Source organism: Shewanella glacialipiscicola (genome assembly GCF_023283485.1).
Taxonomy (GTDB): domain Bacteria; phylum Pseudomonadota; class Gammaproteobacteria; order Enterobacterales; family Shewanellaceae; genus Shewanella; species Shewanella glacialipiscicola.
Genome location: NZ_JAKILU010000006.1, coordinates 17,781 through 44,205, shown reverse-complemented (window position 1 = coordinate 44,205; position 26,425 = coordinate 17,781). Strand labels below are relative to the sequence as shown.

The following is a 26,425-nucleotide window of genomic DNA, read 5'->3' as shown; positions in this document are numbered from 1 at the left end:
ATGCTGATTTAAATCACTTGTTTTAAAAGGATGTTTGAATGTCGTTTCCCCATTTATTAGAACCCTTAGATCTGGGCTTTACCCAGCTCAAAAACCGCGTGCTTATGGGCTCAATGCACACAGGTTTAGAAGAAGAAAAGGGCGGATTTGAGAAACTGGCAGCGTTTTATAAAGAACGCGCTCAAGGCGGTGTAGGTCTGATTGTAACGGGCGGTATTTCTCCTAATCTGCGTGGTCGGCTTACGCCCCATGCTTGTCAGCTAAGTTTCCCTTGGCAAGTGGGCAAGCATCGTGTGGTAACGCAGGCGGTGCACGAGGCAGGTGGTAAAATCTGTATGCAAATTTTGCATGCTGGCCGTTATGGTTATCATCCTTTTTCCCTAGCACCGAGCAAGATTAAATCACCAATTACCCCTTTTACGCCGTCTGCGATGTCTAGTCGCCAAGTACGCTCAACAATAAAGGATTACGCTAGCTCAGCTGCGCTTGCGAAAAAAGCGGGTTACGATGGTGTTGAGGTGATGGGCTCTGAAGGCTATTTGATCAATCAGTTTGTCAGTTCCCGCACGAATACTCGCACCGATGAATGGGGCGGCGCGTTTGAAAAGCGGGCTCGATTTCCCATTGAGATTGTTAACGCAATCAGAGCAAAAGTAGGGAAAGATTTTATCATTATCTTCCGTCTATCGATGCTCGATTTGGTGGATAACGGCTCAACTTGGGATGAAGTGGTGCAATTGGCACAATGGCTAGAGCAAGCTGGGGTTTCTATCTTGAACACCGGTATCGGTTGGCACGAAGCGCGTGTCCCGACAATTGCCACCAGTGTGCCCCGCGGCGCATTTGCCTGGGTGACAGAAAAACTTAAAAAATCGGTCTCAGTGCCGCTAATCGCCACCAACCGTATTAATACCCCCGAGATTGGCGAGCAGATTATTGCATCAGGCCAAGCGGACATGGTGTCGATGGCGCGGCCGTTTTTAGCCGATCCTGAGTTTGTCAATAAAGCTGCCGCAAACACACCAGAGCTTATTAATACGTGTATAGGCTGTAATCAGGCTTGTTTAGACCATACCTTTGCCCTTAAACGTGCTACGTGTTTAGTGAATCCTCGCGCCTGTTACGAAACTGAAATTAACTTCTTACCGACATCCAATAAAAAGTGCATTGCTGTTATGGGCGCTGGTCCTGCGGGTATGGCATTTTCGGTATACGCCGCAATGCGTGGCCATGAGGTAGTACTGTTTGAAGCGAAATCTGAAGTGGGTGGGCAGTTTAATCTCGCCCGCAAAATTCCAGGCAAAGAAGAGTTTAACGAAACTATTCGTTATTTTATCAACCAAATTAAGCTACATAAAATTGATCTGCGATTAAATACTCGCCTTGATGCTAGTGTACTCGCAACAGAAAAATTTGATGAAATAGTCATTGCATCGGGTGTTGTACCACGGGATTTAGTGTTGCCAGGATTTGATAATCCACGGGTGGTGGATTATCAAAAGGTGCTCTCGGGTGAAGTCACTGTTGGCAACACTGTCGCTTTGATTGGCGCGGGTGGCATTGGTTTTGATATGGCACATTATCTTTGCGAGCGTCAATCTAGCACGCTAAATCCTGATAAATGGCTACAGCAGTGGGGCATAGATAAAACCTACCAACATGCGGGCGGCCTGACAGTGCCTCACACTGATAATACCGATCATCGTAAGGTGTACTTACTGCAACGTAAAACCTCAAAAATGGGTAAAGGTTTAGGTAAAACTACCGGCTGGATCCATCGTCTCGTGCTCAAGCAACATGATGTGAAAATGAAAATTGGCGTAAGCTACGATAGATTTGATGACGCAGGCTTACATATCCGAGTAGGTGAAACGAGTGAAGTGCTTGCGGTTGATAACGTGATCCTTTGCGCGGGGCAAGAGTCGAATCGCACATTACTAGATGAGATGAAAGCGACGGGTATTCCAGTGCATTTGATTGGCGGTGTTGATGTCGCAGCAGAGCTTGACGCTAAACGCGCTATTCGACAAGGCGCTGAGCTAGCTATGCGTTTGTAGTAAAATAAAAGCGAGTATTTTATGAAGCCTAGACTTAAGTTTGGGCTTTTTTATAGCTGCTATTTGTAAAGGGAGTGCTTACTGATTTTATACTGAGTAAAATAGCGATGATTACAGGTTTAATCATCTAAGTTTAACCAAATTAACTCGAGTTCTTTTTATATTGTTATAATATCGAGTACGATTATTGGCGGTTGTTAAAGCAGGGTGTAACAGAGTAACACAAGTGCAAGCCAGAATAACTTTCCTATAAACGGCATCGAATATAGCATTGCTGAAATACTGATAATGATCAGTAATGTCGTTGGTTTACATATAGGCTTAACGCCAGTAAGAAATGATTTCATTACGTTTCTCTAGCATAAATACAACAATCGGCCTTGCGGAAATATAAAAATACGCTGACAATGATAATAATGATACAGCCAAAATAAATATACAGACTTTCCCTTTTAAAGTAAATGTTGAAACAGATCAATACGTCATTACTTTAACTAGAATATGGAACATAGAGTCTATTTTTTTATAATGAATATTTTAGACTTAAATATATTCCTATATGGTTCAGCGGCTTGGGGCTGAGCTGTTATTCTTTCCACACGACTAATCTATCTGAATATATTGAATGTTGATGGTTTTATAAATTTATATAAATATGAAATTGGAGGGGGAACTAGGTTTTTTGTATGATATAAATCTAAGCTAGATTGATATAAAGTCTATTGTTGAATGTTATTTCGCGGTAGATATTTTTTGTGGCGTTATCGGTTTAATTTATGCGATTACTTACTGCGTTGTTGCGGTTAATTATTTATTGTGAAGTGTATAGCATTAACAGTGGTAACACTAAATGCTTACGTTCATAAAATCAACACTAGTTAAAATGTCTATCTGTATGAAAGAGATAATTAATCCTTTCTTAGCTCAAGTTTTAATAACGGTGCCAGCTCTTCAAATTGCTTAATTCTCAAATACTTCTTTCTGTAGTGTTAGAGTTGTTGCGGTGTTATTTATCTGCTTTGGCTGACAAAAGCTAACTACGGCAGCACCTTCTGCTGATAAATCTAGTTCTAAATCCGTGGCCGGTATACAGCAACAAGGCAAACATTCATCGTGTTTGAGCTCGGCCAAGGGTTCGCTTAAATAGCTGACTTTACCGCTGATGATACGTGTTTTACAGGCACCACAAAAACCGTTGCGACACTCTGAGAATATTTTGACCTTTTTGGTTTCGAGCGCTTGCAGCAAAGTGCCGTATTGCTCACTAAAGAGTAATAGGGGCTGACCTTGCAGGCGCACAATCGGCGCCTTAGTAAACAGTTTTTTATGTGATGTTTTTGAGATCATTTTGGACTACAGATCGAAATCAAGAAACTCATCACCATCAACCGCAGAGTCGATTTGGCCAACAAGGTAAGAAGAAACTTCAACTTCCTGTGGTGCAACTTGCACAGCATCACTTTCTAACCAGCTTTTCATCCAAGGTAATGGATTGGTTATTTCTGGGTACGGTTGTGGTAGGTTAACCGACTTCATGCGTTGGTTTGTAATAAACTCCACATATTGGCAAAGAATTTGCTCGTTTAAGCCTATCATAGAGCCATCTTTAAACAGGTATTTCGCCCATTCTTTTTCTTGCTCTGCCGCCTTGAAAAATAAATCAAAGGCTTCTTGTTGGCACTGGGCAGCAATTTCACCCATTTCAGGATCGTCTTTACCCCCTTGCATGATGCTTAAAATATGCTGAGTGCTGTTTAAGTGTAAGGCTTCATCACGGGCGATTAAGCGAATGATTTTTGCGTTACCTTCCATTAGCTTACGTTCAGCAAAGGCAAACGAGCAGGCAAAGCTAACATAGAAGCGAATCGCTTCTAAGGCATTGACTGACATCATGCATAAATATAAGGCTTTTTTCAGCGTGCGAGTGTTAACGATGATTTCTTTGCCATCGATAACGTGGGTACCTTCGCCGAGTAAATGGAATGCTTGGGTTAATTGTATTAAGTGATCGTAATAAGCGGCGATATCGGTTGCACGACTTAAGATCTCTTTGTTTACCACGATATCATCAAAAATCACCGAAGGATCATTAACAATATTACGAATAATGTGTGTGTATGAACGCGAATGAATCGTCTCAGAAAAAGACCACGTCTCTATCCACGTTTCTAATTCAGGTAGTGACACTAAGGGTAAAAAGGCTACATTTGGCGAGCGACCTTGAATCGAGTCAAGCAGGGTTTGATATTTCAGGTTTGAAATAAAAATATGCTTTTCATGATCAGGTAATGCACCGTAGTCGATTTTGTCACGACTAACGTCTACTTCTTCTGGACGCCAAAAAAACGATAGCTGTTTTTCTATCAGTTTTTCGAACACTTCATATTTTTGTTGATCGTAGCGAGCCACATTGACCGATTGACCAAAAAACATCGGTTCGCGGGTGGCATCGTTAGGTGTTTGACAAAAGGTAGAATAGGCCATGTTGCTATTTTCCAATGGGTAGGGATCTCACCTTAAGTGGATCCCTACACTTCTTATGTGTAAGAGTACCGTTAATGTAAAAAGTTATATTTTACATGCGCCGCCGGCACAACCGTCGTCTTCTTTCTCAAGGCTGGTAATGTCATCGTGAGAATCTGACGCACCATCGCGAGTGTTATGATAATAAAGCGTTTTAACACCCAACTTGTAAGCATTGAGCAAATCTTTCAGTAGTGTTTGCATCGGTACTTTACGGCCCTCAAAACGTGAAGGGTCATAGTTAGTGTTGGCCGAAATCGCTTGGTCAACAAACTTTTGCATAATACCTACTAGCTGTAAGTAGCCGTCGTTACTTGGCATTTTCCACAGTAATTCATAGCTATCTTTTAGAGTGTCAAAGTCAGGCACTACTTGTTTCAGCTGGCCATCTTTACTCGATTTTACACTGATAAGACCGCGTGGTGGCTCAATACCATTAGTCGCATTAGATATTTGCGATGAGGTTTCTGATGGCATTAATGCCGACAGTGTTGAGTTACGCAGGCCATATTGTTTAATATCGCTACGCAGTGATTCCCAGTCTAAGTGCAATGGTTCAGCACAAATTTTATCTAGGTCACGTTTATAGGTGTCGATAGGTAAAATGCCTTGAGAATAAGTGGTCTCGTGGAATAACGGGCATGCACCTTGTTCTTTAGCTAAGTTCATTGAGGCTTTCAGTAAATAGAACTGAATCGCTTCAAAGGTTCTGTGGGTCAGTGCATTGGCGCTACCATCAGAATACTTCAGGCCATTTTTCGCTAAGTAGTTCGCAAAGTTAATCACGCCTATGCCTAAAGTACGGCGATTCATCGAAGCGCGTTGTGCCGCCTTGATGGGGTAATCTTGGTAATCTAATAAGTTATCTAGCGCTCGCACGGCCAGATCGGCTAATGGCTCAATATCAGATAATTCTTTGATAGAACCCAAATTTAGCGCCGACAAGGTACAAAGTGCGATCTCACCCTCAGGATCATCAATGTTGTTCAATGGTTTTGTCGGCAGGGCGATTTCAAGACACAGGTTAGATTGTCTGATCGGCGCGACTTTTGAATCGAACGGGCTGTGAGTATTGCAGTGATCCACGTTCTGTATGTAGATGCGGCCAGTAGAAGCACGCTCTTGCATCATTAGTGAAAACAGCTCAACAGCCTTTATGGTTTTTTTACGAATACTGCTGTCTTGTTCATACTGCAGATATAAACGCTCAAACTCGTTTTGATCTTCAAAGAAAGCATCGTACAGGCCAGGTACGTCCGATGGACTGAATAGGCTGATATTTTCGCCTTTGATCAAACGTTGATACATCAGTTTATTCAGCTGCACACCGTAGTCTAAATGACGGATACGGTTGTCTTCCACGCCGCGGTTATTTTTCAATACCAGCAGTGATTCGACTTCTAAGTGCCAAATTGGGTAGAACAGCGTCGCAGCGCCACCACGCACGCCGCCTTGAGAACAAGACTTCACCGCGGTTTGGAAATACTTATAGAAAGGTAAACAACCCGTATGGAAAGCTTCGCCGCCACGGATTGGACTACCTAATGCACGAATTCGACCAGCGTTAATACCGATACCCGCACGTTGGCTGACGTATTTCACGATAGACGAAGCTGTCGCGTTGATTGAATCTAAGCTGTCACCACATTCGATCAGTACGCAAGAACTGAACTGACGCGTTGGTGTACGTACACCCGCCATGATAGGCGTTGGTAGCGAAATTTTAAACGTCGACACAGCATCATAGAAATCTTTAACGTATTTCAAGCGCGTTTCTTTTGGGTAACGGGCAAATAAACACGCTGCCACCAAAATGTACAGAAATTGCGCGCTTTCGTAGATGTCGTGTGTCACACGGTTTTGAACTAAATACTTACCTTCAAGCTGTTTTACTGCAGCATAAGAGAAGTCCATATCGCGCCAATGGTCGATATAGGTATCCATTACATCCAGCTCTTCGCGGGTGTAATCTTGTAAAATATGTTTATCGTATTTACCCAGCTCAATCAGCTTAGTCACATGAGCATACAATGCTGGCGGTTCGAACTGACCAAAGGCCTTCTTACGTAAATGAAACACCGCTAAACGGGCGGCAAGGAACTGATAGTCAGGTGCCTCTGGTGAAATTAAATCCGCCGCTGCTTTGATGATCGTTTCGTGGATAGCTTCAGTAGGGATGCCATCAAAAAACTGTAGGTGTGAGCGTAGTTCAACTTCAGAAACAGAAACGTTTTTTAATCCCTTGGCTGCCCAAGTAATTACGCGGTGAATTTTGTCGAGATCGATGTTTTCACGATCGCCACAACGTTTTGTGACTGTCATAGTGCTTTTCATTTGAAGATAGGCCTTGGTTCTTATATCTGTTTAGGTGAGCAAGTTCACCGAACGTATCCTTGTAAAACAATCAATAACCGTCCCTTAAATATCGATGACTGAGTAAAAACAAGTCAATTAAGCGGCGAACTTCATAGAGTGTCTGATTGCTACCTATACACAAGATATGGTGTTTTAAATTATCTGGGATACAAGATAGTGAGGTTTGCCCCTATTTGCAAGCCTGAATTCAGGGGGTATCTTGTGGATATCTTGGGGGTAAGTCGATGCGTTAGTAGTGACTAACCTTGTAGGTCAATTTCAGGGTAGCATACACAGTTGCTGAATATCTTTTAAGCGATCTCTTGCTGAGATCGCGATCGCTACAATAAGCAGCGATCGCTGTTTTTGGCTTAGCATTTTTTGAGCGACGTTACTGTTCCTTTCTAGTTCACCGCAAATGGCACAAATTATAATAGATGGTAAGCACCGTTTTTAGGCTAAATTAGCGCAATGACTCAGTATAATGTTAATGCTTGCGTTAACAGGCTAGCCGCTCGATTAATGTTTGATGTAGCTGTTCAGGGCTTACAAAGTAGGCGTGAGCTGGCCACTGTAACGGCTTATCGTTCTCCCCTAAATAACCCCATAGTGCCACGCCGCCTAACATGCCTGCAGCTTTGGCTGCCAGCAAATCGCGCTCAGCATCCCCAAGGTACAAAATCTGCGATGGGGCGCAGCCAAGTTGTTGTGCGCCTAACAACATTGGCGCTGTATGGGGTTTGGGATGTTTTGTCGAATCGCCGCTGATAATAACGGGCATACGCAAGTGCAAATTTAGCTTTCGTAATAAAGGCCGGGTAAAGCGCGCTGGTTTGTTGGTGATCACCCCAAATGGCACATGCGTTAATTCGAGCCAATCGAGTAATGCCATTATGCCTGTAAATAGTTCACAGTGATCGCCATTAATGCGCTGATAGTGGGCGAGCAGCCCTTGCTGAACCTGAATACGAAGATCATCCGCTGCATTGGGTATTGCCGCATCGACTAAGGCAAAACTACCATGGGAAGCGGCGTAGCGCATGGCTTCTAACGGCTGCGGTGCAATGCCAACATCTTGAAGACTTAAATTGAGCGCTTGCACCAGATCCGGCGCGGTATCGGCTAAAGTGCCGTCGAGATCGAACAGTACGCCTTTAATCTGCGTCAAGCTCATACTAATCAACCTTACGCGTCGCTATCATGTAATTCACATCAACCTTAGGCGTGTATTTAAAAATGCCCGTCAATGGGTTGTAGCTAACACCTAACGCATCGATACAGATAAGGTCGGTGTTATCCACCAGCTCAATCAGCTCGGAAGGCTTAATAAATTTTTTATGTTCATGGGTGCCAACAGGCAGCATTTTTAGCAAATATTCGGCACCTAAAATGGTGTGCACATAGGATTTAATGTTGCGGTTAATGGTTGAGAAAAACACATAGCCGCCGGGTTTTACCATGTCGCAACAGGCTTTAATAACCGATTGCGGATCGGGTACATGTTCTAGCATTTCCATGCAAGTCACCACGTCATAGTACTCTTGATGATCTTGGCTGTGGGCCTCGGCTGTGTTTTTCACATAGTTAATGTTGACGCCCATTTCCAGAGCGTGTAGGCGCGCAACTTCTAAGGGCGCTTCACCCATATCTAACCCATCAACCTTGGCGCCGATGCGTGCCATGCTTTCAGATAAAATTCCGCCGCCGCAGCCGACATCGAGTACTTTTTTACCGAAAATCCCCTCAGCAGTTTGATCGATGTAATTTAAGCGCAGCGGGTTTAATAGATGCAGCGGCTTAAATTCGCCGTTGAGATCCCACCAAGTTTCGGCCATACGTGCAAACTTTGCGATTTCCTGCGGATCAACATTGGTATTTTGATGCATGCTATTTACCTGAAAGAAGCTGTTTTGTGCGGCTATTATAACGACTATGGTTGATAAACAAAGTGTTCGACTAAGCCATGTCCTTGTGGTTGATTGAATTTTCAGCAATTGTCCGGCTTTATGTAAATTGTTGTGCTCCACATCGACTTTTCAGGTCATCTATTTGAAGATTTTTTCTGACCTTCAGCGGTTAATTCGAACGGTTGTTTACCGTTAAAATGGCTAAATTGATAGTGTTTTCATCGATTAAAGCACTAGACTCCCAATTCGATAAGGATAGGTCTGGCGACATTAAATAACTGTGTTAGAATGCCAAATCACGTTTTTGGGCTAGGCAATGATACGGATTATACGTTGTCGGCTATTTTTCAGGGGAACGAGCAGTTTATGACTGATCTGGCATCATCTATTTCGCCAATTAATATCGAAGACGAACTAAAGAATTCGTACCTTGATTACGCCATGAGCGTTATCGTGGGACGTGCATTACCAGACGTGCGCGACGGCTTAAAGCCTGTACATCGCCGCGTTTTGTTTGCCATGAGTGAATTGAAGAACGATTGGAACAAGCCTTACAAAAAATCTGCCCGTGTGGTCGGTGACGTCATCGGTAAGTATCACCCCCATGGTGACTCTGCTGTTTATGACACTATTGTCCGTATGGCACAGCCATTCTCACTGCGTTACACCTTAGTTGACGGCCAAGGTAACTTCGGTTCGGTCGACGGTGACAGTGCGGCGGCAATGCGTTATACCGAAATCCGTATGGATAAGTTAGCGCACCAATTACTGGCTGACCTTGAAAAAGAGACGGTTGATTTCGTCCCTAACTACGACGGCACAGAACTCATTCCAGCGGTTATGCCTACACGCGTCCCTAACCTGTTGATTAACGGTTCATCGGGAATTGCGGTTGGTATGGCAACCAACATCCCACCACACAACTTAACGGAAGTCGTGAAGGGCTGTTTAGCACTGATTGAAGAACCTTCGCTGTCGATTGAACAGTTGATGGAATACATTCCTGGTCCAGATTTCCCAACAGCTGCGATTATTAATGGCCGTAAAGGCATTATTGATGCCTATAACACTGGGCGTGGCCGCGCAATTATGCGTGCGTTGGCGAGTGTAGAAACCGAAGATAATGGCCGTGAACGCATTATCGTGACTGAAATCCCTTATCAAGTGAACAAAGCGCGGTTAATCGAAAAGATTGCCGAGCTAGTTAAAGATAAAAAGCTTGAAGGGATCAGCGGTTTACGCGACGAATCTGATAAAGACGGTATGAGTATCGTTATCGAAATTAAGCGCGGCGAAGTGGGCGAGGTAGTATTAAACAACCTTTATGCTCAAACGCAAATGCAGTGTTCTTTCGGGATTAACATGGTGGCCCTGACCAATGGTCAGCCTAAGCTATTTAACCTTAAAGAAATGCTCGAATGCTTTATTCTGCATCGTCGTGAAGTGGTAACGCGCCGTACTGTATTCGAATTACGTAAAGCCCGTGAACGCGCCCATATTCTGGAAGCTCTCGCGGTTGCACTGGCCAACATTGACCCGATTATTGCACTGATCAAGGCCTCGCCTACGCCGGCTGAAGCCAAAATTAAATTGGTTGAACAAGGTTGGGAATTAGGTCACGTTCAAGGCATGCTTGAAAAAGCGGGTGATGACGCTGCGCGTCCTGAGTGGTTAGAGCCACAATACGGCATCCGTGACGGTCAATATTTCCTGACTGAACAACAAGCTCAGGCAATTCTTGAATTGCGTTTACACCGTTTGACCGGTTTAGAACACGATAAAATCATCGCTGAATACGAAGAACTACTCGAATTTATCGCAGGTTTACTGTTTATTCTGCGTAGTCCTGAACGTCTGATGGAAGTGATCAAAGAAGAACTTGTTCAAATTCTTGAAGAATATGGCGATGCCCGCCGTACAGTGATTAATGCCAACGAAGTGGATATGAGTCTTGAAGACTTGATTAACGAAGAAGACGTTGTTGTAACACTGTCACACTTAGGGTATGCCAAGTATCAACCATTGACCGATTACCAAGCCCAGCGCCGTGGTGGTAAAGGTAAAGCCGCGACGAAAGTAAAAGACGAAGATTTCGTCGAGAAGCTACTCGTTGCTAATACCCATGACACCATTTTGTGCTTCTCAGACTTTGGTAAGATGTATTGGCTCAAGGTGTATCAATTACCACTGGCGAGCCGTACGGCCCGCGGCCGTCCTATTGTTAACTTATTACCGTTAGCCGATGGCGAGCGCATTACTGCGATTCTGCCAGTACGTGAATACGCCGCTGACAAGTACATCATCATGGCGACCTCACACGGTACTGTGAAGAAAACCGCATTAACTGCTTATAGCAACCCACGTGCAAACGGCATTATCGCCGTTAACCTCAAAGACGGTGACCAACTGATCGGTGTCGACATTACTAATGGTGATGACGAAATTATGTTGTTCTCAAACGAAGGTAAAGTGGTTCGTTTTGGTGAGAAAGTGCGTGATTCAGAAACCGGCCAAGTGAAAACGGATCCCGAAACTGGCGAAGAAGTCTTGTCCTTACGTCCAATGGGCCGTACAGCAACTGGCGTTCGCGGTATCCGTTTAGAAGAAGGTCAAAAAGTCGTATCACTTATCGTACCTAAAGGCGATGGTGCAATTTTGACTGTGACCGAAAACGGTTATGGTAAACGAACTCAATTATCTGAATATCCAGCGAAGAGCCGTGCGACTAAAGGTGTGGTTTCAATCAAGGTGAGCGAGCGTAACGGCGCGGTCGTTGGCGCAGTTCAAGTCGGTCTTAACGACGAACTGATGCTCATCAGCGATAAAGGCACTTTAGTGCGTACACCGGCAAGTGGCGTGTCTATTATTGGCCGTAACACTCAAGGTGTAACGATTATCCGCACTGCGGGTGACGAGAAAGTGGTTGGCCTGCAACGTATCGATGAAATCCAAATTGATGAGGATGAAGTCGAGCTGGATGAAAACGGTTTACCGATTGTTCCCGTCGTGGTTGAGGGCGAATTAGCCGACCAACCTCTCGATGACCAGCTTGACGAAGAGCTGGATGACGAAGAAGAGTTGGATGAAGACGACGAGCTTGCTGATGATGAGCAAGACGAAGAGTAATTAAGTGTCACATTAACGAGCGTCCAATTGGACGCTCGTTTTTTTGATGGGTTATTTGTCATTAAGAACATTAATCATGGTTGGGATTAAGGAGAGTATCAGTGAGCGCGATTTATAATTTCTGTGCTGGACCAGCAATGTTACCCGCAGTGGTAATGCAAAAAGCACAACAGGAATTACTTGATTGGAATGGCCAAGGCGTTTCCGTGATGGAAATCAGCCACCGAAGTAAAGAGTTCATCGCGCTGACTGAGCAAGCCGAGTCCGATTTACGTGAACTGATGCAAATCCCTGCTAATTACCATGTGCTATTTATGCACGGCGGTGGTCGTGGACAATTTTCTGCTGTCGTGAATAATTTTCTCGGTGAGCAGGGCAAAGCCCTGTATTTAACCAGTGGTCAATGGTCGTCAGCCGCATTAGCCGAAGCGCAAAAGCTCGCGAGTGAAGCGCAAATTGACAGTCTCAATATTGTTGAAAAACACAATGGACTCAATGCAGTTGTCTTACCTGACTTACATAAAATCGATGCCGATTATCGCTATGTTCACTACTGTCCAAATGAGACCGTCGATGGTATCGAAATTTTTGATGAGCTAGATTCACCTTGGCCGATTGTTGCCGATTTATCGTCAACCATTATGTCCCGTGAAATCGACGTTAGCCGCTATGGCTTGATTTACGCTGGCGCGCAAAAGAACATTGGGCCATCGGGTTTGTCGATAGTGATTGTACGCGATGACATGCTAAAACTGCCGAGTTTACCGCAGTCGTCCATCATGGATTATCGGCTCCAAGTCGAGCACGGTTCTATGTTCAATACGCCACCTACCTTTGCTTGGTACCTTGCCGCAGAGGTTTTTGCTTGGCTTAAATCCATTGGTGGTATTGCGAGCATTGCGAAAGTTAATCAACAAAAAGCGCAGATGTTATATCAATGTATTGATGGTAATGCGTTTTACCGTAATGGTGTCGTTGCTGCTAACCGCTCACAAATGAACGTGACCTTCCAGTTAGTTAACGAAGCGCTTGATAGTGAGTTCTTAAAACAAGCACAAATTGCTGGACTCGTCGCCTTAAAAGGCCATCGTATTGTCGGTGGTATGCGCGCGAGCCTTTACAATGCGATGCCACTTGAAGGCGTAGCTGTGCTAGTCAAGTTTATGAATGAATTTGCTGCTAAGCATAGCTAAGCGCGCATAGTTCTAAACGCACATAGTGTAGTTTTTATGTGTGTATTGACCTTGTGCGAGTGCCAGAAATCTTTTGTAAAATATGTTGATAAATAAAAAAGCGAATACGTTGAGTATTCGCTTTTTTTTTTTGCATCCCCCGAATGAACGATATCCACACCCAATCATCTCTAATGTCACTCTATTTTTATCTGTGCATGTCTTGATAATGAGTCATTCGAGTAAGGTATGACACCATTAGCATTAAGTCCAATATTAGTATCGTGTCTGCCTAATCCCACTTAATCAGGCTTTTTCGGTTGAGGTTAGTTTTACCACCTTCACCTGTCATTTATATTTTACATATTTAAACGAACTGTATGGCTTTTTAAACGAAAGCCTGATTATAATTTCGTTCTCTCATGGTGCTGTTCTCAATAATTAGTGGCTAACAAATCAAATGGACTCAACTCTTCTTACTGCATTTTTTAAGCACGGTACTATTCGTGATGTCGAATGTTTATTCCCTGATATCTCTGGTTATCCTAGGGGTAAACTTATGCCAGCCCAAAGTTTTGTAAAAGGGGCTGAACTGCGTATTGCCCAAGCGATTTCAATGCAGGCGATTACAGGCGAGTATTCCTATGATGCTGTGTTCCCTGATGCCGATCCTGATATTCTGTTAATCCCTGATTACAGTAGCTTAAAAATGATCCCGTGGAGCACGGTGCCACGCGCCTTTGCCATCCATGATTGCGTGTTATTAGATGGCCGTTTATGTCCATTTGCACCGCGCTCTATCTTGAAAAACGTATTAGCACGTTACCAAGCGCTTGGATTAACCCCTGTGGTCGCGCCAGAAATTGAGTTTTATCTTACTGAGGCGAATACCGATCCTAATGTGCCATTTAAGGCACCTATATCAAAAAGCGGTCGCACTGAAAATGGACAATCTGCCTTTAGCATGAATATGCTAAATGAGCTTGCGCCATTTTGGGATGAGTTTAATGCCACTATCGATGCGATGGGGATCAAGGGGGATACCTGGATCCATGAGATGGGTTTATCACAATACGAGATTAACTTAGTGCATGGCAATCCACTAGCCTTAGCCGATCAAGCGTTTATGTTTAAATATGCGGCAAAAGAAATTGCGATTAAGCATGGAATGAACGCCGTCTTTATGGCCAAGCCGATAGCGGGCCAACCTGGTAGTTCTATGCATTTACATCAAAGTGTGGTCGATAATAACGGTGTTAATATTTTTAGTCACAGTGATGGTAGCGACACTGAACGGTTTCATCATTACATTGGCGGCTTACAAAAATATCTGCCTGATTTGATGCTGTTATTTGCCCCCAATATCAACTCGTTCCGACGTTACATATCGGGTAGCCAAGCGCCCATTAACTTAAGTTGGGGGGTTGATAATCGTACGACAGGCTTACGTGTGCCATTAAGCGTTCCGTCTGCGAGACGGGTAGAGAATCGTATTGCTGGCGCCGATGCGAATCCGTATTTGATGATTGCCGCTTCTCTTGCTGCAGGTTTGGCAGGACTGGAAGAAAAAATAGCCGCCACCGAACCCGTAATAGGCAACGCTTATGATAATAGTCATGACTTAGCCCCCACCTTTTTAGCAGCATTAATGCAAATGCGCCAAAGCGAATCGGCAAGACGTTTATTAGGCGATGACTTTGTGGCAGGTTTTGTGTCGGTGAAGGAGATTGAATTTCAAAGTTACTTGGCAGAAATAGGCGCCTGGGAGCGACGATTTTTAGGCCCGCAAAGCTAACCTTTTGATACATAAATGCATTAGCCATCTTAGGGTGGCTTTTGCACTTAATACACTGAGTAGCGATTCAGTGTATTTCAACATTTATGGGTAGACATTATCTACTATGGTAAGTGCTATACCTTAGGTTGATATCACACTCTATTGATTTGTATCATCTTTTAAAACAGCGCATCCCTTATAATCTGCAAGTAATAGTACCTATTCTCAAATGATATTTATAGTTATCGCGATAAACTGTCTGACCAGCTCAAGGGATATAAGCAATGGATTTAGCAAAACTTTCACGTATCAGCATGAAGCATTTGATTACCTTACATGTGATGCTTGACACTCTTAGCGTGACTGCGAGTGCTGAACGTTTATGCCTAAGCCCTTCATCCGTCAGTAAAACCCTGAGCCAACTGAGAGACAGCTTAAATGACGAGTTATTTTATCGTCATGGCAATACATTAATCGCCACGCCCTTAGCGAGAAGATTAGGCCCAAGCGTGCAGCAAATGATCAATGATATGAATCAAATCCTGAGTCAGGATGCGTTTGACCCTACACATTATCAGGGGCGGTTTTCGCTCGCGATGCGAGAAAGCACCTTTGAACTGCTGGCCGCTAAACTCAGCGCGCATATTCTCAATTTGGCGCCTAATATCCGCTTAGAGTTTTATAGTAAGGACAATATTGGTTTTGATGGTTTAAGCAAAGGTTCATTAGATTTTGTTCTGTTGCCCCATGACTTGAGCCAACCTAATCCTCTTCAAGACGATCTGGTATGGGAGACCTTGTTCAACGATGAAATGGTTTGCCTAATGAACGCGTCCCATCCATTGGCCAAACAGCAAAATATCAGCTTCGATGACTATCTTAATTACAGTCATATTGGCATCACAGATACTGATCTCAGTACGCCTTTTTTTGATATTCTACTTGCTCAGCAATCTAAAAAGCGTGCCGTACCGATTTCAGTGCCTGATTTTGGCAGTGCCGCATTAATGTGTCACCACAGCGAGTTACTATTTACCTGTTCGCGCCGCTGGGCCAGTATTGCCAGTCAAGCTAAAGGCCTAACGATTAAGCCTTTGCCCATTGAATATGGCAAGGTGGCTTATAGTCTAGTTTGGCATCGACAAAGTATGAACGATCCCGCCCATCGCTGGCTTTACGCACAAATATTGCTTTGTAGCCATTAAATTAGTCATTAGATAAACGTAGATGGCAGTACAATATTGGTTAATCCTCGCTTTGCAAGTTGAGCCGCTAAGTTTTCGATATCCGTTGACGTACATTTAGGCCACATCAAGGCTTCATTAACCACACCATGGTGATGAAAAGCATTGAGCTTAATGTGAATACCCGTGCCTAATTGCAGTAAATAACGCGCTAATTCTTCTATTTCTTGTTCATAATCTGTGATGCTAGGAATGTGTAACAATCTCACTTCATACAATTTTTGATGTTGAGCAAGCAACTGGATTGACTTGAATACAGCATGGTTGTCGCGACCAGTAATGTACCTATGGGTATCTTGCTGCCACGCTTTAAGATCCACCATAGCGCCATCTAAAAAAGGTAATAGTTTGTGCCAACCGGTTAAACTCAAACTGCCATTGGTATCGAGCATGCAAGTGAGGTGTGATAGTTGTGTGGATGTCTTAATCGCTTTAAAAAGTTCAACAATAAAAGGCAATTGTAGACTCGCTTCGCCGCCGCTAACCGTAATACCATTGATAAAGTGATGTTGACTGTGAATGATGCCTAGCACGTCCTCAACACTGTAATGAAGGACCTTAGGGCTTGCTTGTTTCGGACACACTGAAATGCAGGTATCGCATTGGCTGCAACGTTCGCTATCCCAAACAATATGGGGCTTATTATTTGGGTTTATCAGTGACAGCGCATTTTGAGGACAATGAGTAATGCAGTCACCACAGGCATCGCATAATCCTATGGTGTGGGGGTTATGGCAATTTTTGCATTGATAATTACAACCTTGCATGAAGAGAACGAGCCTGCTACCAGGCCCGTCGACACATGAAAAGGGTAATATCTGATTAATAATCGCTTTTTTATTGAGTGACGTAGGGGGATTGTTCATGGGCAATCACTCGTGCTTGTCGTTGTAATATTCCGGTGTTAATTGCCGCTTCTGTTGCTAAACCTGTGGTGTTGGTGCGCGAGCCACATTGCTTAAATGCCTCAATGTCTGACCGTTTTACCATATAGCCCGTTACCCGCATTAAATCACTACCGCTGACATTGGCGGTAAATTCCCTAAAGCCTAAATTAAGCGCCGCTTTACACAGTTGAAACATAGCTTGAGGATTGGCTTTTACGGTTTCATCTATGGTTAAAATATCGCTTATCCCCGCCGTATAATATTGATGATGCTGCGCTAAGGCTTGAATGTGAGCGATGGGGTTAGGTTCAGTACCATAGGGAATGCGTACGCCTGGTGTAATGTCTTTATCGATACTAATCCCACCTTGAGAATGCAGTAGCGCCCGATTGTGGTAACCATGTGTAACGGGTGTTGATTTAACAATGGCATCGAGCATTGACGAGATCCGGTAACCGAGCTGATTTGCATCAGTCCCATGACCATAGCGTTGTTCTCGCTTGCTGGGTGTTGATGTTGTGTTGGTATCGCTTGGCGATAACGCTTGTAAAATATTAACGGCTTCTGCCATACCATAAATGCCAAACATAGGCGCAAAACGCGACTCATCAATCAATTGTTCTTTCACTAAAAAACTGTCAAAGAAGTGTGATTCTTGATGCAAAAATGCTGAGCGCGCCTCAATCAGTTTGAAGGTGAGTGAACTGTAATAGGGCAATACAGTATCGAAAAAGTCATTAATGGAAGTGGCCTTTAACGCGACTTCTTTAAGATTAAGTCGAACTAAGGTGTTGGCGCCGCCCGCTAAAGGTAAAGCGTTATAGCAACTTACAATGCCAAAACCGCGTTCATCAAATGCCTTGGCATGCAGTGGGTAATTCGCGATATGCGGCTTAGCGCACTGACAAATATTGGTGGTGGCAAGCAGCAGCAATTCATCAGGCGTGACGGCGGGGTCGTACATAAAGGTTAAATTTGGGGCAACTTGTTTTAACTCGGCATCAATACGTAACACAGTGCGGCAAACAATATTATCCGTAGGACCAATATTCACGTGCATAAAGGCATCGGGCAACGTCCTGTCGAGCATGATCCAGAACAGTTTTAATTTACGATAAAGCACTTCGTCACTAACCCCGAGGGTGAAAGGCATTAATATTTCATCTAACTGGCCTAAATACACTGGAATATTGGTCACCGACGGTACGTGGTGATAAAGAATAGTTAATGCGGTTAAAGCTTCATCCAAGTCCTGTGCGGCTGGCAGTTCTAAATACTCCGATCCTTGCTTAAGATAGCGGGCATAATCTGGCAACACATAGCGCGGTTTAAACGGCGCATGGCCTTCAAACATATCGCAAATAATGCCGTCATTTATAGCCGTTTTCACTTCTGCTGATATTGGCATATAGGGCAAGCTCGCCTCTGCCTCTAGGGCCAAGTAATTCGATTTTTGCTTGGGTGAAAGCAGAGGATTTGTCACTATTTGTACTAATTTATCTTGTAATAGCATGGTGGAATATCCATAAGTTCTATGATGACTACTAATCTACTGGGCAGCTCTGGCTTTAAAAAGTGAAAATAGCCGCAGCCCTGATTGGTGAAATGGAAATCCGTCGACCTAGATCACAACTTGCGATTTATTGCATTAAACGACCGTTTGTTAAAACGATAGAGTGTGGTTTTTACGATTAAAAATAAAAGCTTGAGCAGAGAGATATAGCTTTGCTTGATAAGGTTTTAGGGATTAGAGCTGAAGGGAAGGTTTGTTAACGCTGACGCAGTGGGATGATTGAAAATTTTAACGTTTGTAAGAGGTAAATAAACTCTGCTGAATCGTGACGATACAGCAGAGTGAGCTGTGCAGATAAACTCAGCCGTGCTTAAAGCACTTTAACGATAGACTGAGCTAAGTAATCGACATTATCTTCACTGATCCCAGCAATACTAATGCGGCTTGAACCCACCATATAAATGCTGAATTCCTTTTGCAGGCGCGCCACTTGCTCTGGATTCACCCCGAGGAAGGAGAACATGCCTTTTTGACGGGCGATAAAGCTAAAGTCACGGTCTACGCCATTGGCTTTAAGTTTATCGACTAAAATGGCGCGGTTGCCGTTGATGCGATCGCGCATCACTTTCAGCTCATCAAGCCATTCTTGAGTTAATTCTGCTGATCCTAAAATCGTTTCAACAATCGCCGCGCCGTGGGCTGGAGGCATAGAGTAGAGGCAACGAACCACATAAAGCAGTACCGATTGCGCAACATTGGCGCTATGGGCATCTTTGGCAATCACAGAACACGAACCGATACGCTCACGGTACAAACCGAAGTTTTTCGAGCATGAGCTGCAAAGGATCATATTATCGACCGCTGCCGCCATTTGACGCACACCGTAGGCATCAATATCAACGCCATCACCAAAACCTTGGTATGCCATATCGATAAGCGGAGTAAAGCCTTGCTCTTTAGTTAGGGCAACGACTTTATCCCATTGCTCTGTGGTTAAATCCATGCCACTTGGGTTATGGCAACAGGCATGGAATAACACCACATCATCAGGACTCACTTGCGATAGGGCTGCAAGCATCTCATCAAATTTCAATGATTGGGTATCGTAGTCATAATACGGATAGGTTTTAACAGTGATACCCGCCGCTTCGAACAAACCGATATGGTTTGCCCAAGTCGGATCGCTCACCCATAACACCGCATTAGGGTTGCAACGTTTAATAAAGTCAGCCGCAACGCGCAGTGCGCCCGTACCACCGGGTGTAGAAACAGTGCGAATACGGTTAGCTATGATGGCACTATGGCCAGCGCCAAAGGCTAATTCTGTCATTAAGCTATTGAATTGTGGTGAGCCCGTTGGTCCGATATACACTTTGGTGGTTTCGGTATCGAGGCGAAATTTTTCTGCCTTTTTAACGCAGCTAAGAATAGGAGTCACGCCGGTAGGATCTTTATAAACTCCGACACCTAAATCGACTTTCAGTGGGTGAGTGTCTTCGCGGTACTGAGTCAACAAGCCAAGGATCGGATCCGCTTGCATTGCAATAAGTGAGTTAAACATAGCTCCATCTACCTTTATGGTTATTTAGCAAACGTGATGATGTATCAGATATGCATTATTTATTGTTTGACCATTAGGATAGCGCGGAAAGGCTAAGTGTTTAAAGTGAAAATGTGATTAAGCGCTCGTTATGTTGTTCACAAAGTCAGGCAAAAATACGCTTAAATCATAAGTTGGCGGCTTATATTATAGATTTTGGTATTTTTATATTGTTTTCAGCAAATAATCTGACCTAAAAACCATTTTTATCGAAAAAACGGTTGAATCCTTAGCTGCAATCGGTAATTTTATAACCACGAAGGATTAACAAGGCCGCAATCTCCCTTTATTTGTAATCTTAACTTGACGCTGTGTAGCATTAAGTTGCCATTTACGTATTTAGCCCGCGTGATCGTGATGATGACGCCCTATAGAGAAAGAAGATTTATTCATGAAGCAATTACGTCTTGAACCTGTTGTGCAAGTCCGCGGTGAGATCAATATTCCGGGCTCAAAAAGTATTTCGAATCGCGCCCTATTATTGGCCACTTTAGCCCAAGGTACGACCACACTCACTAATCTGCTCGATTCAGATGATATTCGTCACATGTTGGCATCCTTAAAGCAGTTAGGCGTGAATTACCGTTTATCGCATAACAATACTGTGTGTGAACTCGATGGCTTAGGTGGCGTGATCTCCTCAAAATCTGCACAGGAATTATTTTTAGGCAATGCGGGGACCGCCATGCGTCCTTTGTGCGCCGCCTTAACCTTAGGCCAAGGCGAATTTACCTTAACGGGCGAGCCTCGCATGGAAGAGCGCCCGATTGGCGATTTAGTGGATGCCTTAAGGCAACTGGGTGCCCATATCGTTTATCTCAAAAATGACGGTTTTCCACCGCTGACGATTAACGCGACGGGTCTTAATGGCGGCGATGTTGAGATTGCCGGTGATTTATCCAGCCAGTTCTTAACCGCATTATTAATGGTCGCACCGCTTGCCAAGGGCAAAGTTAATATCTATGTGAAAGGCGAGTTAGTGTCTAAGCCTTACATCGATATTACACTGGCCTTGATGGCGCAATTTGGCGTCACTGTGATTAACCATGATTATGCCCGTTTTGAAATTGTTGCAGATCAACATTATGTGTCACCGGGTAAAGTGCTGGTAGAAGGCGATGCATCATCAGCATCTTACTTTTTAGCCGCAGGCGCGATTAAAGGCGGTGAAGTTAAAGTGACGGGCGTGGGGCGTTTGAGTATTCAAGGTGATGTAAAATTTGCCGATGTGCTTGAAAAAATGGGCGCAGATATCGAGTGGGGCGATGACTATATTATCGCCCGCGGATCTCAATTAACGGCGGTTGATTTAGATATGAATCATATTCCCGATGCAGCCATGACCATTGCTACCGCCGCCTTATTTGCCAAAGGTACGACGGTTATTCGTAATATCTACAACTGGCGTATTAAAGAAACCGACCGTTTAGCCGCAATGGCGACCGAATTACGAAAAGTTGGCGCCGAGGTTGAAGAGGGCAATGATTACATTAAAATCACCCCGCCAGCCGTGATTAATACTGCTGAAATTGATACCTATAACGATCACCGTATGGCCATGTGTTTTTCCATGTTAGCATTCGCCGATTGCGGTATTACCATTAACGATCCTGATTGTACTTCTAAGACATTCCCCGACTATTTTAAACAATTTGCGAGTCTTCAGCATTAAGTTGTCAAGACCTAAAAACTTAATTTAGCCTCAACGCAAAAGAAGCAGTCGTATACATACGGCTGCTACTCCTCATAAAAAAATCCACGGTTTTTGTTTGTCTTTTATTGTACAATGCTGCGCGCTCATTTTCGGGGCTCACTTGATGAACTCACGGATGATGGTTATTTTTTGCGGAGGAATATATGTCTGAACGGGCTCCTGTAGTCACAATCGACGGCCCAAGCGGTGCCGGGAAAGGTACGATTAGTCAATTATTAGCCCAGCATTTAGGCTGGCAACTACTTGATAGTGGTGCTATTTACCGAGTTCTTGCGCTTGCAGCAATTCATCATAACGTTGAACTGGATAATGAAGAGTCTATCACGCTGTTAGCGGCACACCTTGATGTGAAGTTTCTAACAGGCACTGATAAAGATCCGGTTCAAGTCATATTAGAAGGTGAGGACGTCACCACCGATATACGCACCCAAGAGTGTTCGAATGCCGCGTCAAAAGTCGCTGCATTTCCAAGGGTGAGAGAAGCATTACTGCGTCGTCAACGTGCTTTTAAAACGGCACCAGGATTAATTGCCGATGGTCGCGACATGGGAACGGTTGTTTTCCCCAATGCACTGGCAAAATTATATTTAACCGCCTCAGCTGAAGAGCGTGCCCAAAGACGCTATAATCAGTTGCAGGACAAGGGCTTCGATGTTAATATCGACCGCCTTTTAAGTGAAATTATCGAACGTGATGAGCGCGATATGAATCGTCCGGTGGCTCCTTTAGTCCCCGCCGAGGATGCGCTCATTATCGATACTAGCGGTAAGGGTATTGATGAAGTGCTGGCGCTTGCGCTTAGCTTTATCAACCAAAAATTATCCGACGCTAACTAAGTTAGCCCACCGGGTAGGTATTCGTATTAAGGATGATACGGATAATTTGACTGACTCCACGTCTAGGACGGACAGTGGTTTAATAAATAAAGTAACCTAAACATGACTGAATCTTTTGCTGATCTATTTGAACAATCCCTTCAAACTCTGGAGTTCCGTCCAGGTTCTATCGTTCGTGGTACTGTTGTATCAATCAAAAACGGTATGGTACTGGTTGACGCCGGTCTGAAGTCTGAAAGCCCAATTCCAGCTGAACAATTCAAAAACGCTCAAGGTGTTTTAGAAATTGCTGTTGGTGATGAAGTTGACGTAGCTCTTGACTCTGTTGAAGACGGCTTCGGTGAGACTCAACTGTCTCGCGAAAAAGCGAAACGTCATGAAGCTTGGATCGTTCTGGAAAAAGCTTATGAAGATGCTGAAACTGTAATCGGTATCATCAATGGTAAAGTTAAAGGCGGTTTCACTGTTGAATTAAACGGTATCCGTGCTTTCTTACCTGGTTCTCTAGTAGATGTGCGCCCAGTTCGCGACACCGCTCACTTAGAGTACAAAGAATTAGAATTCAAAGTTATTAAACTAGACCAGAAGCGTAACAACGTTGTTGTTTCTCGTCGTGCAGTTATCGAATCAGAAAGCAGCGCCGAGCGTGATGCACTGTTAGAAAACTTGCAAGAAGGTCAAGCTGTTAAAGGTATCGTTAAGAACCTGACTGACTACGGTGCATTCGTAGATTTAGGTGGTGTTGACGGTCTGCTACATATCACTGATATGGCGTGGAAACGTGTTAAACATCCATCAGAAATCGTCAATGTTGGCGATGAAATCAACGTTAAAGTACTGAAGTATGATCGTGAGCGCACTCGTGTATCTCTAGGTCTGAAACAACTTGGCGAAGATCCATGGTTAGAAATCAGCAAGCGCTACCCAGAAAACACACGTTTAACGGGCCGCGTCACTAACCTAACTGACTACGGTTGCTTCGTCGAGATCGAAGAAGGCGTTGAAGGTCTGGTTCACGTTTCTGAAATGGATTGGACTAACAAGAACATTCACCCATCTAAAGTGGTTAACTTAGGTGATGAAGTTGAAGTTCTGGTTCTGGACATCGATGAAGAGCGTCGTCGTATTTCTCTAGGTCTGAAGCAATGTAAGACTAATCCATGGGATGACTTCGCAACTCGTTACAATAAAGGCGACAAGGTTTCTGGTAAGATCAAGTCAATCACTGACTTCGGTATCTTTATCGGTCTTGACGGCGGTATCGACGGTTTAGTTCACCTGTCTGACATTTCTTGGAACGGTACTGGCGAAGACGCAGTTTCTGAATACAAGAAAGGCGATGAAATCCATGCAGTGGTTCTGTCTGTAGATCCAGAGCGTGAGCGCATCAGCTTAGGTGTTAAGCAAACTGAAGATGATCCATTCAACGCATACTTAGCTGACAAGAAGAAAGGCACTATCGTAAACGGTACTGTTTCTGCTGTTGATGCTAAAGGTGTAACTGTTGAATTGGCCGACACTGTTGAAGGTTACATCCGTGTAGCTGACATTTCACGTGAGCGTATCGAAGATGCTTCTACTGTCTACAATGTAGGCGATGCAATCGAAGCTAAGTTCATGGGTGTTGATCGTAAGAACCGCTCTATCAGCCTGTCAATCAAAGCGAAAGACGAAGCTGAAGAGAAAGAAGTAATGGCGACGTTGAACAAGCAAGATGACGTTGTTATTAGCAATGCAATGGCTGAAGCGTTTAAAGCAGCTCGTAAATAATCGCCTGTTGTTTGGGGAGACTTATCTCCCCATTAGGCGACTGTGTTTGGCTTGATAATAGGGGATAGCTAAGATGACGAAATCTGAACTTATCGAAAAACTCGCCACCAGGCAGTCGCAGCTGTCGGCGAAAGAGGTTGAAGGCGCAATCAAAGAAATGTTGGAGCAAATGGCAACAACATTAGAAAGCGGTGATCGTATTGAGATCCGCGGCTTTGGTAGTTTCTCTCTTCACTATCGTGCACCGCGGACTGGCCGTAATCCAAAGACAGGTTCATCTGTCGATTTGGAAGGTAAATATGTCCCGCACTTTAAGCCAGGCAAAGAACTGCGCGAGCGTGTTGACGCCGTTAATGTGTGATTGACCGCATAGTAAAAAGCCTCCGTTAGGAGGCTTTTTTGTATCTATTGCTGGTCAGCTCAGTAAATTTCTTGGATAATCATTAAATTGAAACGCGAATAGGGAGTGCAGCGTGAAATCATTTGTGGCAACTGTGCTGGTAGCACTATTATTTATTTTGGCGTTGATTTTTGGTGCACGTAACGAACAAGTTGTGACAATTAGCTATTTTGTCGCACAGGGTGAGTACCGCCTGCCAGTCGTGCTTGCTGTGGTCTTTTTTGTAGGTTTTATGCTGAGTTGGTTAGTGGCGAGCTATTATATTGTTCGCTTGAAATTGAGCTTAGCAGCGACGAAGAAAAAGCTAAATCAAGTACTTGCCAAGGCCCCTCAGGATATAGACGCTTAATATGCTTGAGATCCTCTTTCTGTTGCTTCCTATCGCCGCCGCTTACGGTTGGTATATGGGGCGACGGAGCATAAGGCAGAATCAATCTAATCAACGTAAACAATTTAGCCGTGATTACTTTACAGGGCTCAACTTTCTGCTGTCCAATGAATCCGACAAGGCAGTTGATTTGTTTATTAGTATGCTCGATGTTGACGATGAAACTATCGACACTCATTTATCGCTTGGCTCGTTATTTCGCAAACGCGGCGAAGTCGATCGCTCCATTCGTATTCACCAAAATTTAATCGCGCGCCCCAGCCTAACCAACGAACAACGCGATATTGCGATGATGGAACTTGGCAAAGATTATCTGGCAGCCGGGTTTTATGACCGCGCCGAAGAAATTTTTATTAATCTCGTCAGTCAAGACGACCATAGTGAAGAGTCTGAAACCCAACTTATTGCAATCTATCAAGTGATTAAAGAGTGGCAAAAAGCGATTGATATCACTAAGCGTTTGAGTCGTAAGCGCCAGCAAGCTTTAAAGCCGTTAACTGCACATTTTTATTGCCAGTTAGCTGATGAAGCGAGCGACGATGCACAAAAAATTAAATTACTACAACAGGCACTCAAACAAGATCCTCAGTGTGGCCGAGCTTTATTAACCTTAGCTAAAAAATTCCTCGATATTCAAGATTATGATCAATGTAAACAAATGCTGCTGCAGTTGAAGAACGCTGATATTGAGCTGTTTGCCGATGCGATTCCGACGGCAAAACAAGTGTACCGTGATACTAACGATAGAGAAGGTTTCCAAGAATTACTGGCAGGCGCTATGGCTGATGGCGCTGGGGCATCTGTCGTTGTCGCTTTAGCGCAGCACATGATCAGTTTAGATGAGATAAAAGCAGCAGAAAGCATGGTTCTCGATGCGTTATATCGTCATCCGACCATGAAAGGCTTTCAGCACTTGATGCAAATGCATTTACGCCAAGCTGAAGAAGGGCAAGCCAAACAAAGTTTAACGCTGCTAGAACAGCTCGTTGAGCAACAAATTAAATTCCGTCCAAGTTACCGTTGTAAAGAGTGTGGTTTCCCATCTCATGCGCTTTACTGGCATTGTCCTTCTTGTAAAAACTGGGGCAGCATTAAGCGGATAAGAGGCCTGGATGGCGAGTAAACCATAACATATCTATACTCAGTGTACCCCCCG

19 protein-coding genes are annotated in these 26,425 nt (G+C 44.0%); 11 read left to right on the top strand and 8 right to left on the bottom strand.

Features of this window, described 5'->3' with window-relative positions:
- Positions 1-38 precede the first annotated feature (38 nt).
- Positions 39-2,057: an oxidoreductase gene (locus tag L2717_RS06945; protein WP_220774847.1), complete on the top strand. Its 2,019-nt coding sequence runs from the start codon at positions 39-41 to the stop codon at positions 2,055-2,057.
- Positions 2,058-3,017: 960 nt separating this feature from the next.
- Here the strand turns inward: L2717_RS06945 and yfaE are convergent.
- From yfaE to ubiG, 5 genes are all read right to left on the bottom strand, one after another.
- The gene (yfaE, locus tag L2717_RS06940; protein ID WP_220773415.1) at positions 3,018-3,404 is read right to left on the bottom strand and encodes a class I ribonucleotide reductase maintenance protein YfaE; all 387 of its coding nucleotides are present in this window, start codon (positions 3,402-3,404) and stop codon (positions 3,018-3,020) included.
- A 6-nt stretch (positions 3,405-3,410) separates the two neighbouring features.
- Positions 3,411-4,541 (bottom strand): class Ia ribonucleoside-diphosphate reductase subunit beta, encoded by a 1,131-nt coding sequence (gene nrdB / locus L2717_RS06935; protein ID WP_220773416.1) that lies wholly within the window; start codon positions 4,539-4,541, stop codon positions 3,411-3,413.
- Between the two features lie 84 nt (positions 4,542-4,625).
- Positions 4,626-6,914: a class 1a ribonucleoside-diphosphate reductase subunit alpha gene (nrdA, locus tag L2717_RS06930; RefSeq protein ID WP_220773417.1), complete on the bottom strand. Its 2,289-nt coding sequence runs from the start codon at positions 6,912-6,914 to the stop codon at positions 4,626-4,628.
- A 520-nt stretch (positions 6,915-7,434) separates the two neighbouring features.
- Positions 7,435-8,109: an HAD family hydrolase gene (locus L2717_RS06925; RefSeq protein ID WP_220773418.1), complete on the bottom strand. Its 675-nt coding sequence runs from the start codon at positions 8,107-8,109 to the stop codon at positions 7,435-7,437.
- Between the two features lies 1 nt (position 8,110).
- Entirely contained in the window at positions 8,111-8,821 is a 711-nt protein-coding gene (gene ubiG, locus L2717_RS06920) for a bifunctional 2-polyprenyl-6-hydroxyphenol methylase/3-demethylubiquinol 3-O-methyltransferase UbiG (protein WP_220773419.1), read from the bottom strand.
- 387 nt (positions 8,822-9,208) lie between these two features.
- Between ubiG and gyrA the strand changes: the two genes are divergently transcribed.
- The 4 genes from gyrA (at position 9,209) to L2717_RS06900 (ending at position 16,122) form a co-directional block, all read left to right on the top strand.
- A complete protein-coding gene (gene gyrA / locus L2717_RS06915) occupies positions 9,209-11,968 on the top strand; it encodes a DNA gyrase subunit A (protein WP_220773420.1) in 2,760 nt (919 codons plus the stop codon).
- A gap of 101 nt (positions 11,969-12,069) precedes the next feature.
- Positions 12,070-13,161: a 3-phosphoserine/phosphohydroxythreonine transaminase gene (gene serC / locus L2717_RS06910; protein WP_220773421.1), complete on the top strand. Its 1,092-nt coding sequence runs from the start codon at positions 12,070-12,072 to the stop codon at positions 13,159-13,161.
- 439 nt (positions 13,162-13,600) lie between these two features.
- A complete protein-coding gene (locus L2717_RS06905; RefSeq protein WP_220773422.1) occupies positions 13,601-14,935 on the top strand; it encodes a glutamine synthetase family protein in 1,335 nt (444 codons plus the stop codon).
- A 266-nt stretch (positions 14,936-15,201) separates the two neighbouring features.
- Positions 15,202-16,122, top strand: coding sequence for a LysR family transcriptional regulator (locus L2717_RS06900; protein WP_220773423.1), 921 nt, complete (start codon positions 15,202-15,204; stop codon positions 16,120-16,122).
- Between the two features lie 8 nt (positions 16,123-16,130).
- On the opposite strand, the gene L2717_RS06895 is transcribed toward L2717_RS06900, so the two are convergent.
- The 3 genes from L2717_RS06895 to L2717_RS06885 form a co-directional block, all read right to left on the bottom strand.
- A complete protein-coding gene (locus tag L2717_RS06895; RefSeq protein WP_220773424.1) occupies positions 16,131-17,027 on the bottom strand; it encodes a YjjW family glycine radical enzyme activase in 897 nt (298 codons plus the stop codon).
- Entirely contained in the window at positions 16,999-18,561 is a 1,563-nt protein-coding gene (locus tag L2717_RS06890; protein WP_220773425.1) for a YjjI family glycine radical enzyme, read from the bottom strand. Before L2717_RS06890 ends, L2717_RS06895 begins: the two co-directional genes overlap by 29 nt.
- A gap of 370 nt (positions 18,562-18,931) precedes the next feature.
- Positions 18,932-20,122: an amino acid aminotransferase gene (locus L2717_RS06885; protein ID WP_220773426.1), complete on the bottom strand. Its 1,191-nt coding sequence runs from the start codon at positions 20,120-20,122 to the stop codon at positions 18,932-18,934.
- Positions 20,123-20,552: 430 nt separating this feature from the next.
- Here L2717_RS06885 and aroA point away from each other — a divergent pair, with 430 nt between their 5' ends.
- The 6 genes from aroA (at position 20,553) to lapB (ending at position 26,392) form a co-directional block, all read left to right on the top strand.
- Complete coding sequence (gene aroA, locus L2717_RS06880) at positions 20,553-21,833, top strand: 3-phosphoshikimate 1-carboxyvinyltransferase (protein ID WP_220773427.1); 1,281 nt, start codon at positions 20,553-20,555, stop codon at positions 21,831-21,833.
- A gap of 185 nt (positions 21,834-22,018) precedes the next feature.
- On the top strand, positions 22,019-22,711 hold the full coding sequence (cmk, locus tag L2717_RS06875; protein WP_220773428.1) for a (d)CMP kinase: 693 nt from the start codon (positions 22,019-22,021) through the stop codon (positions 22,709-22,711).
- A 102-nt stretch (positions 22,712-22,813) separates the two neighbouring features.
- Positions 22,814-24,481, top strand: coding sequence for a 30S ribosomal protein S1 (gene rpsA / locus L2717_RS06870; RefSeq protein WP_220773429.1), 1,668 nt, complete (start codon positions 22,814-22,816; stop codon positions 24,479-24,481).
- A gap of 73 nt (positions 24,482-24,554) precedes the next feature.
- A complete protein-coding gene (gene ihfB / locus L2717_RS06865) occupies positions 24,555-24,842 on the top strand; it encodes an integration host factor subunit beta (RefSeq protein ID WP_006081718.1) in 288 nt (95 codons plus the stop codon).
- 112 nt (positions 24,843-24,954) lie between these two features.
- The gene (locus L2717_RS06860) at positions 24,955-25,230 is read left to right on the top strand and encodes a LapA family protein (protein ID WP_220773430.1); all 276 of its coding nucleotides are present in this window, start codon (positions 24,955-24,957) and stop codon (positions 25,228-25,230) included.
- 1 nt (position 25,231) lies between these two features.
- Positions 25,232-26,392 (top strand): lipopolysaccharide assembly protein LapB, encoded by a 1,161-nt coding sequence (gene lapB / locus L2717_RS06855; protein ID WP_220773431.1) that lies wholly within the window; start codon positions 25,232-25,234, stop codon positions 26,390-26,392.
- Positions 26,393-26,425: the final 33 nt, after the last annotated feature.